The sequence below is a fragment of the Rhizobium sp. BK008 genome, from assembly GCF_014197345.1.
Lineage (GTDB): Bacteria > Pseudomonadota > Alphaproteobacteria > Rhizobiales > Rhizobiaceae > Rhizobium > Rhizobium anhuiense.
The window spans coordinates 1360080-1376046 of sequence record NZ_JACIFK010000001.1 but is presented as its reverse complement, the minus strand read 5'-3'; the positions used below and the strand labels follow the sequence as shown (position 1 = coordinate 1376046).

The window sequence follows — 15967 nt, the reverse complement described above, 5'->3', positions numbered from 1 at the left end:
ATCGGACTCTCAGATTTGATGAAGAAGCCCTTTGATGCACTCGTTCCAGCCAGCTCAGACGCAACGACCTGCGCCGCGCCCTGAACAGGGCGTTTTTCAGCGTGTGCCCATCAACATGCAGGGTCGGCTGATGCTTGCGAACTACGAGGAGTTCGAATGCATGGTGATCGACATGTCGCCCGGCGACATGTATGTCACCTGCTCCGGGCGGCCGCGCGCCAACGAACGCGTCGTCGCGTATATCGATCATCTCGGACGCGTCGAAGGTTATGTCCAGACGCTCGATGGCCGCGGCTTCACCATGTCGATCAACGCCACCGACCGGAAGCGCGAGAAGCTCGCGGCCCAGCTCACCTGGCTCGCCAACAAACATGAACTCGGCCTGCCGGAAGATCGCCGCCACGACCGCCTGACGCCGCGCGACACGAAGACCGAGCTGACGCTCGAAGACGGCACGCGTTATTCCTGCCGCATCATGGACCTTTCGCTGTCGGGTGCTGCCGTCGACGTCGAGATGCGTCCCTCGATCGGGACGGCGGTGCGCCTCGGCAACATGCGTGGCCGCGTTGTGCGTCATTTCGTCGAAGGCGTGGCGATCGAATTCCTGTCGATCCAGTCCCGCGAGACGCTGCGCGAATTCCTGTAACAATGGCTGAAAATGAGGCTGCCCTGCCGAGGGTTCTGTGGCGGGTGCAATTCTTGACGGGCTTCCATCGAACGCGATTGCCGGATCCGGTGCGCACCCGGTCAGGTCGTGTTGAAAAGCCTTCACTTCATGGCAAGAGCTTTGCAAGTGGCAACAAATCCGGCTTTGGAAGGCAAGCGCCTATTCCTGTCGCAAGTCGTTCCATCCAGTCGGTAGATAATATTATGAGTGGAACAAGCGGCGACACCGATCGGCGCCCGATGAGGTCGCCCAGGATTGTGCAGTAATTTGCGTCCGGCAATGCCCCGCCCTCGCCCATCTTCCCTTTGTCAGCGATATGATGGATAAGGTCGGCTTCGACCGCAGGGGCACCGATGTCAGCTCTCTATTCGGAAATCGAACCCTATGATCATGGTCTGCTCGATACGGGTGACGGCAATCTGATCTACTGGGAGGCTTGCGGCAATCCGGCGGGCCAGCCGGCGCTGGTGCTGCATGGCGGACCGGGCTCCGGCTGTTCGACCACGGCGCGGCGCTATTTCGATCCCGGTGCCTACCGAATCATTCTGTTCGATCAGCGCAATTGCGGCCGCAGCCTGCCGAGTGCTGCCGATCCCGAAACCGATCTCTCCCTTAACACCACCTGGCATCTCGTGGCCGACATCGAGCGGCTGCGCGCCTGTCTCGGCATCGACACCTGGCTGCTTTTCGGCAATTCCTGGGGTTCGACGCTGGCGCTCGCCTATGCCGAAACCCATCCGGAGCGGGTCGCAACGATCGTCCTGTCAGGCGTGACCACCACCCGCCGTTCGGAAATCGACTGGCTCTCTCGCGGCATGGCGCCGCTCTTTCCGGAAGAATGGCACCGTTTCCGTCAGGCCATTCCCCCAGGGGTGCCGGGTCGAGAGGAAGACATGGTTGCCGCCTATCATCGTCTCCTCAACGATCCGGACCCGGAGACCCGCCTCAAGGCGGCGCGCGACTGGCATGATTGGGAAGCGGCCTCGATCCTGCTTGCTGATCCCCAAGGCCTGCCGCGCCGCTGGGCTGATCCCGCCTATCTGCTGACGCGCGCCCGCATCATCACTCATTACTTCAGCTATGGCGCATGGCTGGAGGATGGCGAACTGCTGAAGAACGCCACGCGGCTTGCCGGCATTCCCGGTATCCTGCTGCAGGGAAGGTTCGACATCGAGGCGCCGCTCGTCACTGCCTGGGAACTCGCCCGCGCCTGGCCGCAAAGCGAGCTCAGCGTCCTTCCGCGTGCTGCCCATTCCATCGCAAATCCGGACATGAGCGCGGCGATCGTCGCAGCGACCGATCGATTTCGCGATATCCAGCAAAAATAATTTTCCCGCCGGCATCAGGGGTCTGAGCGATATTCCGCTTTTGAACCGACCGAATCGGTCCATTCCGGCGACCTTTCCGGCCGGTCGCACCCCGCCTGAGATCGCCAGCCGGCCACCGAAAATTATCCGGCTCAACGAAAACCCTTAACATGAGGACGGCAACGCAACCTCTTGGCGGGTGAAAGCCTTGTTGCGTGAATTACAATTTTAATCGATTTCGCGACAAATCCGCTTCGAATTTTATGCGCATTCGAATCTGTTTTTAGCCAAGTTTTATCGGCATTTGAATCAACTAAGCCTTTAATTCTATTGCGTAATTTTGCGAGAGGTAAAAACGTCTGTGCCATTGTCACCCTAACTTACGGGGAGACGGCAATGACAACTGCAAATATCCTGAAAGGCGGCCTTCTGGCCGGTGCCATCACCATGGCAATGGCGGGTTCGGGACAGGCGATGCCCGCCAGCATGGCCCTGGCGGGCAATGCCAGCCCGCCGATCGGACACTATGAATTCTGCAAGGCGAATCCAAAGGAATGTGTCGAAGTCGGCGGCGATGCCGGACCGGCCATCCTCACCGAGGATCGCTGGAAGGAAATTCTCAAGGTCAACTACGCCGTCAATTCGACGATCCAGCCGATGACGGATGAGCAGATCTACGGTGTCGAAGAGCGTTGGGCCTATCCAACCACCGTCGGCGACTGCGAGGACTATGCGCTGCTGAAGCGCAAGATGCTGATCGACGACGGCTTCTCGCCGTCCGATACGCTGATAACAGTCGTGCTCCAGCCGAATGGCGAAGGCCATGCCGTGCTGACGGTCCGCACCGATCACGGCGACTTCATCCTCGACAACATGCGCAACAAGGTGCTGCTGTGGTCGGATACCGAATACACCTATCTGAAGCGCCAGTCCGCCGACGATCCGGCCCGCTGGTCGAAGCTTCAGGACGGCCGCGCTGTCGCGGTCGGTAGCGTCAAGTAGGAACAAGCCTGCCGGCCATGTCGGCTGCAGTCTGCGGCCCGGTCAGTCCCCGCATCCCGTCCCCGACCGGCGCCCAAGAGCCGTTCCCGCTGTCCCGGGAACGGCTCGCCCCTTTTTTAAGGCTTGCCTTCAGCCCCTTAGCAAATTGTTAACCATACCGATCCGATCATACCGATGAGATTCATCATCGGTACCGGCGGCTCATGTTCTTCCTGGGGCGGACCGAAACGCGAAGAACCACCATGAGCCATGCCGCGCACAGCGCAACCGACGAGCAACCGCTTCTTTCCATGGGGTTTCTCTTCCGCACGATGGCGGTGATCGCCATTCTGGCGGCCCTGACTATTGCCATCAGCATCGGCGGCCGTTGGTTCGGCAGGCATATCTCGCTCGCCGGCAACACCGACAGCACGGCTGAAATCATGCTGGCCATCGGCCGCGACACCGTCAAATTCCCGGAAAATGCCATCCGCTTCCCCAGTCAAAGGCATGAGGGCGCTGCCGAGCGCGTCGATCTCTACCTCGCCTGGCCCGAAATGCAGGGTTACGGCAAGGAAAATCACCTTCGATTCGACGATGTCGCTCAATCCTCCGGCCTGATCTTCCTGCAGATCACACAGAGCACCATGTCGCGCGACATGTCGGGGCGGCTGGAGCCGATCTATTCGCATCTGCTCGAAGGACCGGCCGAGCCTTTCCGCGACGGACTGACGCTGCATCGTCTTCGCGCCGATGCCGGTTACGGTGACGAAGTGTTGCTGACGGCGCCCCTCAAGGGCAGGCCGGACTACGTCGTGCGCTGCATTTTACCTTCAGCCCCGGACAAGGCGGCGAGCGGAGATTGTCAGCGCGATATCAAGGTCGGCAGGGATCTCAGCGTTCTCTACCGTTTCTCGAGCAGCCATCTCGACGAGTGGGAACATATTGATGCCGCTATCCGCACCTTTGTGGACGCGCGTCTTGTGAACCGTTCTGCGACAGGTCCCTAAAATGCCCCCCGGACAGCGAAATAAACGATTCATCATAAACGGATTGGTAACGCCCAACCGGTAATTTTGAAAGACGAGCTGTGCGGCGGGAGGTGTGCGGTTCCTGCCCCAATATCCGAAATGCCAAATATCTGAAAATGCAAGCGAAGAGTGGAATAGTGTCAAGGTCAGTCTCCTCCGTATCATCGTCCCGATCCGGCAGCTTTTTCGCAAAGCTGCTGGCGATCCTTTCGGTGGCTGTCACGATCGTCCTGGTCGATTCGGTGAATGCCGACGCGGAAGCGGCGAACCCGAAATATGCGGGCATCGTCGTCGACGCCAAGACCGGCAACGTTCTCTACAGCGAGAATGCCGACCGGCTGCAATACCCCGCCTCCCTGACCAAGATGATGACCCTCTACATGACCTTCGAGGCGCTGGAGCAGGGTCGCATCCGTCTCGATACACCGGTTCCCTTCTCCGCCCATGCGGCAGCCCAGGCGCCGACCAAGCTCGGCGTGCGCGCCGGCGGCACGATCACCGTCGAGCAGGGCATTCTCGGCCTCGTCACCCTGTCGGCCAATGATGCAGCAACCGCACTCGGCGAAATGCTAGGCGGCGGCAGTGAGGATCGCTTCGCCCAACTGATGACCGCCAAGGCACATGCGCTCGGCATGACCCGCACCACCTATCGCAACGCCAACGGCCTGCCGAATACGGCGCAGATGACGACAGCCCGCGATCAGGCCCGCCTCGGCATCGCCCTTCGTCAGCATTTCCCGCAATATTACGGCTATTTCTCCACCCGCGCCTTCAAGTTCGGCAGCCGCACGATTCGCAGCCACAACCGCCTCGTCGGTTCGGTGCGCGGTGTCGACGGCATCAAGACCGGTTACACCCGCGCTGCCGGCTTCAACCTGGTGAGCTCGGTGCAGGTCGACGGCAAATCGATCGTCGGTGTTGTGCTCGGCGGCGCCTCGACGCCTGCCCGCGATGCCCAGATGCGCAATCTGATCGCCACCTACCTGCCGAAGGCATCGAGCCGCGGTGGATCGTCGGCGCTGATCGCCCAGGCAGCCCCTGCCCCGGCGATGATCGAAACACCTGCTCCGGTCCAGCCGCAGAAGGCCCAGCAGAAAGCTCAGCCGCAAATGGCCCAACAGCAGGTCGCAAAGACGATCACCGCAGCGCAGCCGCCGGTCTCTGCCACCGCTGCCGATCTCAGCCTGCCGCATAAGGGGCCGATGCCGGATGCCCGCTATCAGGTCGCCGAGACCGAAGTCGCTTATGCCGAGACCGCTCAGTCGAAATCCGACAATCCGCTGGTAGCACAGCCGATGCCGGCGCCGACCAAGGTCAAGACCATGACCTTCAAGCAGCAGGCCTCGGTCACGGTACCGACGCCGGCGCCCGCCTCCATGGCGCCGGAACAGGGCGATACCGCTGTCGATAACGTCACGACCGCTTCGACCACTCCCTCCCCGACTCGTGCTGCTTCAATCAGCAACGGCCCGACCGGCTGGGTCGTGCAGGTCGGCGTCTCGCCGAGCCGGCAGATGGCCATGGACCTTCTGGAAAGCGCCAAGAGCAAGGGCGGCAAGGCACTGGCCTCGGCAAAGCCTTTCGCAGTCGCCTACGCCGCTGGAGGTGACCAGCTTTACCGTGCCCGCTTTGGTGGCTTCGACGACCAGCGCGATGCGGTCAACGCCTGCAAGGCCTTGAAGAAGGCCGGCATCAAGTGCTGGGCGGCTGCCCAATGAGCTATTCGATGCTGCCTGCAAGATGGCCGGCGGCATCGGTAACGGCCGGAATCGGTGTTTGCGTTTCCGGCCACAATTCTTGAACTCGATCAGTATTGCGTACGGGGAAAACAATGGCGATCAATGAGAATTTTCCGGGAGTGCCTTCAGACCGCCGCACGGCGACCAAAGGGCGCTCATCTCTGCATCCGCTGCACGAGGCGGCTTTGCGCCTGGCCGAGATCGGCCTGCAGCGGCCGAAGGCGAAATCTCCGAAGACCCGGGATCTCATTAATCTGCTGCTTTGCCATGGCGCGCGCGCCTGGCGCTATTCCCAGCCCGAAGCCCGGATCCACCTGCATGTGACCTCGCCGGACGGCAGCGCGCCGGTGCAGTTGCGCCTGCGCTGAACTGCGGAGAGCGGCAGCGTCTCCGATCGGACGGCTGCCACACGCATAAATCGTTCGGAAATTGTTTCTGATTTACGGGCTTACAGCAGGCCAAGTTCCGTAAGCTCGCGGCGAAGATCCGCGGGCATTTCGGCAATGCCGGCGCCAAGGCTTGTCAGGTCGCGCGGCACGTCGTCCTCAGTGTAATAACGCCAGCCCTGGAAGGGACGCTTCGGCTGCACCGCCGTCTCGATGACCTCCGGGCCGAGCACCAGGCGGCAGCGCGAAATCCCCTCGCCGTCCGTGAAGGTCTCGATGCCGAGCAGCTTCTGCCGTGCCTGCACCTGCCCCTTGATCACCCAATAGAGCGAACCGCCGTCAAGCAGCTCCTCCATGCGTTTCGGCACCATGCGCGTCGTATGCACCGAATGCGGCTCGAGGCCGGCGGCAATGGCGCGCAGCGCGCGTTCCGCCACCCATTCGCGCAGATCGTCTATCGAGTCGGCGCCGACACAGAGTTTGATGAGATGCAATGCCATGCTGCCGTTGAAATCCTTTTGGCAGCGAGCGTCAAGAGCAAGCTTCCAGCGTCCACAAACTCAGCATTCGACGACATTGACGGCGAGTCCCCCGGTCGATGTTTCCTTGTATTTCTCGCTCATGTCGTGGCCGGTCTGGCGCATCGTCTCGATACAGGCATCGAGCGGCACGAAATGCTGGCCGTCGCCCTTGACGGCAAGTGATGCCGCGGTGACCGCCTTGACCGCGCCGAGCGCGTTGCGCTCGATACAGGGAACCTGCACCAGGCCCGCGATCGGATCGCAGGTCATGCCGAGATGGTGTTCGAGCGCGATCTCGGCGGCATTCTCGATCTGCTCCGGCGTACCGCCCATGACCGCGGCAAGGCCCGCGGCCGCCATCGCCGCCGCCGACCCGACCTCGCCCTGACAGCCGACCTCGGCGCCAGAAATCGACGCATTGTGCTTGATGATGCCGCCGATGGCAGCCGCCGTCAGCAGGTAGTCGCGAATACCGTCCTGATCCCAGTCCTCGTGGAAATGTTCGTAATAGCGGATCGTCGCCGGAATGACACCGGCCGCCCCGTTGGTCGGCGCCGTGACGACGCGCCCGCCGGCTGCATTCTCCTCGTTGACGGCCATCGCATAGACGCTGAGCCAGTCGTTAGCGAGCAGCGGGTTGACGCGGTTGCTGCGCCACTCCTCCTCGAGCTTGTCGTGAATCCGGCGGGCGCGACGCTTGACGTTGAGGCCGCCGGGCATGATGCCCTCGACCTTGAGGCCGCGCTCGATGCAGGAGCGCATCGCTTCCCAGATGCGGTCGAGGCCCTGATCGAGCTCCTCGCGGCTACGCTGGCTTTCTTCGTTCGCCCGCTTCATCTGCGCGATCGACAGTCCGGAGCGCTCCGCCATCTCAAGCATCTGCTTGGCGGTGGCGAAGGGATAGGGGACGCGCGTTCCGCCGGCCGCGTTCTTCTTCGCCCGCATCTGTTCGAGCTCGGTGTCGGTGACGACGAAGCCGCCGCCGACCGAATAATAGATGCGCTTGAGGAGCAGCCGGCTATCCCTGTCATAGGCCGAGAAGATCATGCCGTTGGCGTGGCCGGGCAACGGCTGTTTCTTGTCGAAGATCAGGTCGGTCTTCGGCTGGAACTGATAGGCGGGATGGCCCGCCGGCGTGATGCGGCCGGTGCGCTCCACAGTATCGATGATGCCGTCCATTTTGTCAGGATCGACGCTGTCGGGCGCCTCGCCCATCAGCCCGAGAATGACCGCCCTGCCCGTGCCGTGGCCGATACCGGTATGGGCGAGCGAGCCGTGCAGGCTGACCTTGATGGCTGCGACCTGTGCGCCCGACGACGGGCGCGGCCATTCACTCGACAGGATCAGGTCGAGAAACCGGTTGGCCGCCGACATCGGACCCATCGTGTGCGAACTCGACGGCCCGACACCGATCTTGAAGACATCGAATACCGAGAGAAACATGGGTGCGCCTTCTGAATACAAGGATGCAAGCATAAGCGGGGCCGGTTTAAAATCCGCGCGGCACACCGACATCGCATGGAGCCGGTGCGACATTCGGTGCACACGAGAGCGTCCCGCGTCCAATGGGACGCTCCAGCACTTTGAGTTTGCGCATAATCCTTTCCGAAAATCGAATCCGATTTTCGGGGTTATGCGCCAAACCAAGCGGTCCGCCTTGTCAGTCACTATAGCATTTCAAATGGGAAGGTTTGCACAACTTGTCCGTTGTTAGACGAGACGACACATTGTAAATTGAACGCATGGCGCTCAAACGGATGGACAACGTAGGAATCGTCGTCGACCACCTCGGAGAGGCGATTGATTTCTTTGGCGAGCTCGGTCTCGAGCTCGAAGGGCGGACCACGATCGAAGGAGAATGGGCCGGACGTGTCACTGGACTGGGCGATCAGCGCGTCGAGATTGCCATGATGCGCACGCCGGACGGTCACAGCCGGCTCGAACTCTCCCGCTTCCTCACGCCACCCACTGTCGCGGATCACCGCAATGCCCCGGTGAACGCTCTGGGCTACCTTCGCGTCATGTTCACGGTCGATGATATCGACGAGACGCTTGAAAGGCTCCGCAGGCGCGGCGCGCAACTCGTGGGCGAAGTCGTGCAGTACAAGGACGCGTATCGGCTCTGCTACATCCGCGGGCTTGGAGGGCTTCTCATCGGACTCGCCCAAGAGCTCAACTGAGCACTATGCGCGAAGCTTCTCGTCGCGACTATCCTGAATGACCGTGCCGTCGGCCCCATCCTGGGTTTCGGGCATAGCGCCGTGCAGCAGGCGCTTTTCGATCTCTTGCAGGTTGACGATCGCGCGATCCATTTGATCAGCCGGAGTTTCGTGCGGAACCATGCGCGTGCGATTATTCTGCCATAGCCTGACCAGCAGCCGACGACCGGGAGCCTCGATCGTCTCGTGGATGAACCATGCCCCGGCTACCGCTACGAAAAGCGTCGCCACGATGAGCGCCGGTTCGGGCATCAAGCCATCAAAAGTCAGACGCGCCAGGAACATTATGGGGACATGGAAAAGGTAAAGTGAAAAGCTGATCTTCCCGAGAAACCGTACTGGTGCAGCTGCCAGGACATCTGCAGCGATCGGGGGTTGTCGAGCGACGAGCCCGACGATGACGGCTGCGGCCACCGCGCTTTGCAGGCTCCAGAATTCAGGGGAAAAGCCCGGGAAGATATGCCTGTAAGTGAAAAACACCGCCAGAAGGAAAAGCGTTGAAATTCCTGTGAGGGTCGATGGAATCCAGCTGCCCCAGTAGGAATGCATCATTCCGGCAAGTGCGCCGAAAAGAAAATAAGGGAGCTTGGAGACGAGCATTATTCCGGGGCCTGGCAATTCAACCAGGCCGTCCACGACGACGACCACGGTGAGCCCCACAATCATGCCGCTATAGCGTTGCGGCTGGGCCAAGCAAAGCCACAGAACGGGAAAGAGCAGATAGAATTGGATCTCAGGTGGTATCGACCAGAAAACACCACTGGAGCCGAGAAGAATGACATGGCGCACAAAATCCGCGCCGCCCGCGATCGGCTGAACAAAATCCAGATTTTGCACGCTCGACAGCATCGCTACCAGAACGACGGCCGCCAGATAGACCGGGTAAATGCGGGCAAAGCGGCTCACAAGAAAATCCAACACGTTTTCTCTCGTGACCGGCCGTGAGCCGTAGAGATGAGCCATCAGGAAGCCGCTAAGAGCAAAAAACAAACCGACAGCTTCGTCGCCCATCGACACGAGATGCGGAGCTGTGATTGGAAAGATAAAGCCAATATGGGCTCCAACGACCAGAAGCGCAGCGACACCGCGCAGGCCATCGAGACTCGGGATGTAATCCGGCCGGCTCATGGGTCACTTTTGAATCAGCTGTTCAGGTTCAGTCCTGAACAATTGGCCATCACAACTTTACAAGCGGTTAACACGGTGCGCTCTCGTCTGCCGGTTGCCACGCAAGCTCGTTGATAACACGGATTTCAGCGCGCTCCCTCCGGAAGATGCCGGTCGGTTGTCCACTAAGCCTTGTCGTTTCCCGACGGCTCGATTATGCCGAAGTGCCGCATGGCCAAAAGCCCGCGTATAGCCGCCGAACTCGGCCATGCGGCACAATCCGACTTGCGGCATAGTGGCCGCGTTCATGCGGAGACTGAATCACTGATGACGACGGCGGATTATATCGCTCTGGCCTTCTTTGCCTGCGTCTGGATGGGCTATTCCTGGCTGCTGCACGGCCGCACCTTCTTCGGACGCACCAGCCTGACCCATGCGATGACCGAACGGCGCCGCGAATGGATCTACAATTCGCTGCGCCGCGACCTGAAGATGATCGACACGCAGATCATGGCCGGCTTGCAGAACGGCACCGCCTTCTTCGCATCCACCTCGATCTTCGCGATCGGCAGTTGCTTTGCCTTGCTCGGCGCGACCGAGAAGGTCGACGCCGTCTTCGCCGACCTGCCTTTCGTCTTTCATGGCGGCCACGCCGTTTTCGAGATGAAGGTCGGCGGGCTGGCTGCGCTTTTCGGCTACGCCTTCTTCAAATTCGGCTGGTCCTACCGGCTGTTCAACTACTGCACCATCCTATTCGGCTCGATCCCAATGATGCGCGACACTGAGCGCGACGTCATCGCCGCCGAGCGGGCCGCCGAACGCGTCATCCGCATGAACGTCATTGCCGGCAGTAATTTCAACGAGGGCCTCCGGGCGATCTTCCTGTCGATCGGCTATCTCGGCTGGTTCATCAACCCTTATGTCTTCATGCTGACCACGGCGATCGTCATCTTCGTGCTGGCGCGGCGGCAGTTCTTCTCGGAGGCGCGACTGGCGATCATGGATGCCGGCCCGCCATCAAATCTCAACCTTTCTGCTATTCGCCGCGACAAGCCGTCAAGCGGCGGACGTGATTTGCCCGAGGGACTTTGATGACATTGCCGGCAACGGAAACCGATGTGGTGACAAAACCGCCGCGCATCGGTCTATTGGATACGGCGCGCGGCGTCGCGCTGATCGCCATGGCGAGCTACCATTTCAGCTGGGATATGGAGTTCATGGGCTATCTCGCGCCGGGCACGGCCGAGACCGGCTGGCTGAAGATCTATGCCCGGGCGATCGCCACGACCTTTCTCTTCATCGTCGGCATCAGCCTGGTGCTCTCGAGCAAGCCCGAGATTCGCTGGCCCTCCTTCTGGAAGCGCTTCGGCATGATCGCCGCGGCAGCCGCGGCAATCTCGATCGCCACGCGCATCGCGATGCCGGACGAGTGGATCTATTTCGGCATCCTGCATTGCATCGCGGTGCTCACCCTCATCGGCGTTGTTTTTTTGAGACTGCCGCTTGCCTTCACCCTTATCGCCACGCTCGCGCTCTTTGCCGCCTGGATCACCGATAATTTCGGTCCACCCGGCCTGCTTCGCTCGTCCTTCTTCGATCCCCGATATCTCGCCTGGATCGGCCTTGCGGTGATGCCGGAACGATCCAACGACTACGTGCCGCTGTTTCCCTGGGCAACGCCCTTCTTCGCTGGTTTAACTATTGCCTCGATCGCCATCAGAACCAGACTGCTGCACCGGCTTGCCGCCATCGGCACCGGTTCCTGGTGGCCGGCAAGGCTTGGCCGCCACAGCCTTGCCTTTTACCTCATCCACCAGCCGGTATTGATCGGTATCGCCTATGGGCTTTCCCTCGTCGTCCCACCGCAGGCGCCTGATCCGGTTGCGACTTACCTAAGGCAATGCAACGCCTCCTGCGTCATGCAGCAGGGCGAAGCTCTCTGCCGCAGCTTCTGCCAGTGCACGCTGGAGAAATTGCAGGCGCAGGCCCTGTTCACGCCGCTTCAGGCGGGCGCGATCGATATACAGAACGACGAGCGGGTCCAGACAATTGCCGCAGAATGCAGCGCCGAGGCGGAATGAATTCGCCGACAATACCGCGCGTGATCAGGTGGTGACGCCGATTTCGGCCAGGCGGCCGAGGCAGGTCTCTTCGATAGCGTCGAGTTCCGCCAGCGTGTCGTCGATATCCTTGCGCTTCTGGCGCAGGTCGTCACGCTTCTCATCGACGCGCTTCATCAGGAGCTTCAGCTGGCCGAGTTCGCCCGGCGGCTCCTTGTAAACCTGGATGATCTCGCGGATTTCGGCGATGGTGAAACCGATGCGCCGGCCGCGGAGAATTTCTGCGATGAGCCGCCGGTCGGCTTGCCGGAACAGGCGGGTGCGCCCACGCCGCTCCGGATGGATCAGTCCCTCGTCCTCGTAGAAGCGGAGCGTGCGCGTCGAGACCCCGAATTCGCGCGTCAGTTCCGTTATGCTATAAAACTTGTTCACCGGCATGTGTTCCCCGTCGTCGGACAGACGATAATATTGACTTTTACGTAATAGTCAATTTTTGGCGGTTCAGATACCGAACCACCAGGTGGCGATACCGAGAAAGGCGAAGAAGCCGGTACAGTCCGTCACCGTCGTGACGAAGACGGAAGAGGCGATCGCCGGGTCGGCCCCCACCTTGTCGAGCAGCAGCGGCAGCAGGATGCCGGCAAGGGCTGCCGCTATCAGATTGATGATCATCGCCGCCGCAATCACGCCGCCAAGCTGGTAGTCGTGAAACCAGGTGCCTGCGATCGCGCCCATGATCGTTGCGAAGACGATTCCGTTCAGGATGCCGACGCCCGCCTCTCTGCGGATGATGCGGCCGGCATTGTAGATGTCGAGATCGCGAGTGGCGAGCGCGCGCACCGTCACCGTCATCGTCTGCGTGCCGGCATTGCCTCCCATCGAGGCGACGATCGGCATCAGCACGGCGAGCGCGATCATCTTCTCGATCGAGGCGTCGAACAGACCGATGACGCTTGCTGACAGCATCGCCGTACCGAGGTTGATTAAAAGCCACAGGAAGCGCGAACGCGCCGTCGAGAGCACATTGTCGGATAGCTCTTCGTCGCCGACGCCGCCGAGGCGCTTGATGTCCTCGTCGGCCTCCTCGTGGATGACGTCGACGACATCATCGATGGTCAGCACGCCGACCAGTCGGCCGTTCTCGTCGACGACAGCAGCCGAGAGAAGGTCGTACTGCTCGAAAAGCTGAGCAGCCTCCTCCTGGTCCATCTCGGCAGGGACCGGATGGTTGGTCTCGCGCATGATCTGCTCGATCTTCGTCTGCCGCTTGGTGCGCAGGATCTGATCGAGATCGACGGCGCCGAGCAACTTGAAGGTCGGATCGATGACGAATATCTGCGAGAAGGAATAGGGCAGATCCTCCTCGTCGCGCATGTAATCGATCGTCTGTCCCACCGTCCAGAACGGCGGCACCGCGACGAATTCCGTCTGCATGCGGCGCCCGGCCGAGCTTTCGGGATAGTCGAGCGCCCGGCGCAACCGCACCCGCTCGGTGAACGGCAGCTGGGCAAGGATTTCTTCCCGGTCTTCCTTGTCGAGATCTTCGAGAATGTAGACGGCATCGTCCGAATCGAGCTCGCCGATCGCCGCGGCGATCTGCTCGTTCGGCATCTGGTCGACGATCTCGCGGCGGATCACCTCGTCGACCTCGGTCAGCGCCGTCATGTCGAAATCGTCGCCGAGCAGGCGCACCAGCGCCAGGCGCTGATCCGGCTGGATCGCTTCCAGCAGGTCGCCTATTTCGGATTCATGCAGGCGGGCAACGTTCTGGCGCAGGAACAGCGTGTCGCGGTCGGCGATTGCGGCGCCGACGAGCGCCAGAAAATCGCTGCGGACATTGCCGTCCTCGTCGTAGATATCGGCTTCCTCGCCGTCAGGACGCCTGCGAATGCGGTCTTCCCCGTCGGTGGTCGTCATCTGCCGCCCTCGCACCTGGTTCGAATTTCAACGACTGCCGTGCCGCATTCGCAAATGTCGGCCGAAAACACATTGTCAACAAGCGGATAAGCGAATCCCGCGCGAGGCTCCCGCAGCCGGAATTCTTGGCCCCTGCTAGCCCAAAGCATTCGCGTCGTAAAGCGGCAAACCGTGCTTCGTGATGACAATGCCTGCGGCCGGCGATAGTTTCCTCACCCGTCCAAGCAGAGCCCGTCCAAGAGGAAGCCAGCCCCATGCCCATCCGTCCGATTCTGCGTTATCCGCATCCGGGTCTGAAGACAGTCTGCGCGCCGGTGACGGCATTCGATTCCTCACTCACGGCACTTGCCGACGACCTGCTGGCGACCATGCGGGCCGCGCCCGGCGTCGGCATCACCGCCGCCCATATCGGCGTCTTCAGCCGTGTGACCGTGCTGGAGTTCGACAGGGCCGACGGCGTACGTCTCTACGTCAATCCGGAAATCACCTGGTTTTCGAAGGAGACGATGAGCCATGCCGAAGGCAGCGTCTCCATGCCTGGCGCGACCGACGAGGTCACGCGCCCGCGAGCGATCCGATTCCGCTATCAGGATGCAGAAGGCGCCATGCACGAGGACGGCGCCGAAGATTTCCTCGCCATCTGCATCCAGCACGAGGTCGACCAACTCGACGGCATTTTCTGGCTGCAGCGCCTCTCGCGGCTGAAACGCGAGCGTCTCGTGAAGAAATGGGAAAAAACGTCGGCCTGACAAATCCCCTCCACACCGAACCATTCGCTGATGCCGGCGTTTCCAGCAAAGGAACCCGGCAAAAAACAAGGAGCGACTGCAATGGCAAGGATCGGTGACAAGACCCAGTTCTCCCGGGAAAAGCCTGAGCTTTCCCGCGAAGAAGATTATCGCGACCTCGAGGAACGCAATCTCGACGACGGCTGGCCCTATGCCGACGGCACCGGCGCCGACCCCGCCAACCGCCCCTATGGCGAGACCGCAGCCAATTTTGACAGCGATCCCAACAGGGGCTTCCGGGTCGATGGCACGGACGAGGACGGTAACGAGAATCGCCTGACGGATTCGCTGCGCGCCGATACCATCGACCGCGATGAAAGCGACGACCTCGAAGCGCGGGTCAACGACAATCTCGAAAACATTCCTGAAGTCGACATCGACAGCATCGAGGTTCACGCCGACGGCCACGTCGTCACCCTGGAAGGCTCGGTGGAGACGATCGGCATCGCCCGCAAGGTCGAACTCGCCGCGCTTTCGGTCGATGGCGTCCATCATGTCCGCAATAAACTGCAGCTGACCGGCGTCGACGCGCATATTCCGAACGAGGACTGACACCCAACATACGGATCATAAGCGGGAGGCGCCAAGGCCTCCCCACCCCTCCGCCTACATTACCAAAAGTTAACAATTTAAGATTGCAGGCCGATCCATTTTTGTGAGTGCCGTATTTTGTTATTTTGCTTAGGCGGCTTGCGTAACGAGAACGTCAATTTCGTTGACAACACTGTGATTTCATTTGGACAAAAGGTCGCGGCTACGTCGTCATCTTTTCACAAAATTGCCTGAATTGGGGCGCGAACTCGTGCGTGCCGAGGGTTAGTTTATGTTGTGGAATTCAACAGCAGATTGAGGAGATAGACCCATGCGCATCAAATTTGCCCTTGCCGCGTCCCTGTTCGCCGTCAGCCTTGCAGGCGCTGCCTTCGCCCAGCCGACCTATTCCGACGACTACACCAATGACAGCGACGGTTTTGCACCGAGCCCGGTGTCGAAGCCGGCCCCGGTCCATTACAGCAGCCGCAAGGCCCCGGCCTATTCCAGCGACTACACCAATGACAGCGACGGTTTCGCCCCGAGCGCCATGGCCGCCCCTGCCGTCGACAAGACCGCAACGGCGAGCATCGCCCCCCTGCCTCCGTGCCACAGCATGATTGGCCCCAAGGGCTCCCACACCAAGGGTGCCGACAGCGGCGCATCCCGCACCGAAGCATGCCGGGCAACGCATTGATCCGATAAAAGAAAGG

At 60.9% G+C, this 15967-nt stretch carries 17 protein-coding genes; 12 read left to right on the top strand and 5 right to left on the bottom strand.

The window, feature by feature from the left end; genetic code table 11:
• Window positions 1-34 precede the first annotated feature (34 nt).
• The 6 genes from FHT69_RS06655 (at window position 35) to FHT69_RS06630 (ending at window position 6093) form a co-directional block, all read left to right on the top strand.
• Window positions 35-646: a PilZ domain-containing protein gene (locus tag FHT69_RS06655; RefSeq protein ID WP_047615292.1), complete on the top strand. Its 612-nt coding sequence runs from the start codon at window positions 35-37 to the stop codon at window positions 644-646.
• Between the two features lie 374 nt (window positions 647-1020).
• A complete protein-coding gene (pip, locus tag FHT69_RS06650) occupies window positions 1021-1995 on the top strand; it encodes a prolyl aminopeptidase (protein WP_097623415.1) in 975 nt (324 codons plus the stop codon).
• 375 nt (window positions 1996-2370) lie between these two features.
• Window positions 2371-2976, top strand: a complete 606-nt coding sequence (locus FHT69_RS06645) for a transglutaminase-like cysteine peptidase (RefSeq protein ID WP_047615296.1) — start codon at window positions 2371-2373, stop codon at window positions 2974-2976.
• Between the two features lie 203 nt (window positions 2977-3179).
• A complete protein-coding gene (locus FHT69_RS06640) occupies window positions 3180-3965 on the top strand; it encodes a hypothetical protein (RefSeq protein WP_097623414.1) in 786 nt (261 codons plus the stop codon).
• Between the two features lie 137 nt (window positions 3966-4102).
• Complete coding sequence (locus FHT69_RS06635) at window positions 4103-5704, top strand: D-alanyl-D-alanine carboxypeptidase (protein ID WP_097623413.1); 1602 nt, start codon at window positions 4103-4105, stop codon at window positions 5702-5704.
• 113 nt (window positions 5705-5817) lie between these two features.
• The gene (locus tag FHT69_RS06630) at window positions 5818-6093 is read left to right on the top strand and encodes a hypothetical protein (RefSeq protein WP_047615302.1); all 276 of its coding nucleotides are present in this window, start codon (window positions 5818-5820) and stop codon (window positions 6091-6093) included.
• A gap of 80 nt (window positions 6094-6173) precedes the next feature.
• Here FHT69_RS06630 and FHT69_RS06625 read toward each other — a convergent pair whose 3' ends face one another.
• A complete protein-coding gene (locus tag FHT69_RS06625; RefSeq protein ID WP_047615304.1) occupies window positions 6174-6611 on the bottom strand; it encodes a DUF1489 family protein in 438 nt (145 codons plus the stop codon).
• Window positions 6612-6671: 60 nt separating this feature from the next.
• The gene (locus tag FHT69_RS06620) at window positions 6672-8075 is read right to left on the bottom strand and encodes an L-serine ammonia-lyase (RefSeq protein WP_097623412.1); all 1404 of its coding nucleotides are present in this window, start codon (window positions 8073-8075) and stop codon (window positions 6672-6674) included.
• Between the two features lie 299 nt (window positions 8076-8374).
• Here FHT69_RS06620 and FHT69_RS06615 point away from each other — a divergent pair, with 299 nt between their 5' ends.
• Window positions 8375-8812: a VOC family protein gene (locus FHT69_RS06615; protein ID WP_183845438.1), complete on the top strand. Its 438-nt coding sequence runs from the start codon at window positions 8375-8377 to the stop codon at window positions 8810-8812.
• 3 nt (window positions 8813-8815) lie between these two features.
• Here FHT69_RS06615 and FHT69_RS06610 read toward each other — a convergent pair whose 3' ends face one another.
• Window positions 8816-9979, bottom strand: a complete 1164-nt coding sequence (locus FHT69_RS06610) for an acyltransferase family protein (protein WP_183905115.1) — start codon at window positions 9977-9979, stop codon at window positions 8816-8818.
• 306 nt (window positions 9980-10285) lie between these two features.
• Here FHT69_RS06610 and FHT69_RS06605 point away from each other — a divergent pair, with 306 nt between their 5' ends.
• Both FHT69_RS06605 and FHT69_RS06600 read left to right on the top strand, forming a co-directional pair.
• Window positions 10286-11050, top strand: coding sequence for a DUF599 domain-containing protein (locus FHT69_RS06605; protein WP_063473974.1), 765 nt, complete (start codon window positions 10286-10288; stop codon window positions 11048-11050).
• The gene (locus FHT69_RS06600) at window positions 11050-12039 is read left to right on the top strand and encodes a heparan-alpha-glucosaminide N-acetyltransferase (protein WP_183845436.1); all 990 of its coding nucleotides are present in this window, start codon (window positions 11050-11052) and stop codon (window positions 12037-12039) included. The genes FHT69_RS06605 and FHT69_RS06600 overlap by 1 nt, the downstream gene beginning before the upstream one ends.
• Window positions 12040-12063: 24 nt before the next feature.
• On the opposite strand, the gene FHT69_RS06595 is transcribed toward FHT69_RS06600, so the two are convergent.
• Together FHT69_RS06595 and mgtE are read right to left on the bottom strand one after the other, a co-directional pair.
• A complete protein-coding gene (locus FHT69_RS06595) occupies window positions 12064-12456 on the bottom strand; it encodes a MerR family transcriptional regulator (protein ID WP_018242133.1) in 393 nt (130 codons plus the stop codon).
• A 63-nt stretch (window positions 12457-12519) separates the two neighbouring features.
• The gene (gene mgtE, locus FHT69_RS06590; RefSeq protein WP_047615313.1) at window positions 12520-13935 is read right to left on the bottom strand and encodes a magnesium transporter; all 1416 of its coding nucleotides are present in this window, start codon (window positions 13933-13935) and stop codon (window positions 12520-12522) included.
• A 254-nt stretch (window positions 13936-14189) separates the two neighbouring features.
• On the opposite strand from mgtE, the gene FHT69_RS06585 reads away from it, so the two are divergent.
• The 3 genes from FHT69_RS06585 to FHT69_RS06575 all read left to right on the top strand — a co-directional run bounded on the left by FHT69_RS06585 (window position 14190) and on the right by FHT69_RS06575 (window position 15951).
• The gene (locus FHT69_RS06585) at window positions 14190-14684 is read left to right on the top strand and encodes a peptide deformylase (RefSeq protein WP_063473929.1); all 495 of its coding nucleotides are present in this window, start codon (window positions 14190-14192) and stop codon (window positions 14682-14684) included.
• Between the two features lie 81 nt (window positions 14685-14765).
• Window positions 14766-15275 (top strand): BON domain-containing protein, encoded by a 510-nt coding sequence (locus tag FHT69_RS06580; protein WP_097631245.1) that lies wholly within the window; start codon window positions 14766-14768, stop codon window positions 15273-15275.
• A 310-nt stretch (window positions 15276-15585) separates the two neighbouring features.
• Window positions 15586-15951 (top strand): hypothetical protein, encoded by a 366-nt coding sequence (locus tag FHT69_RS06575; protein ID WP_063473927.1) that lies wholly within the window; start codon window positions 15586-15588, stop codon window positions 15949-15951.
• Window positions 15952-15967 lie beyond the last annotated feature (16 nt).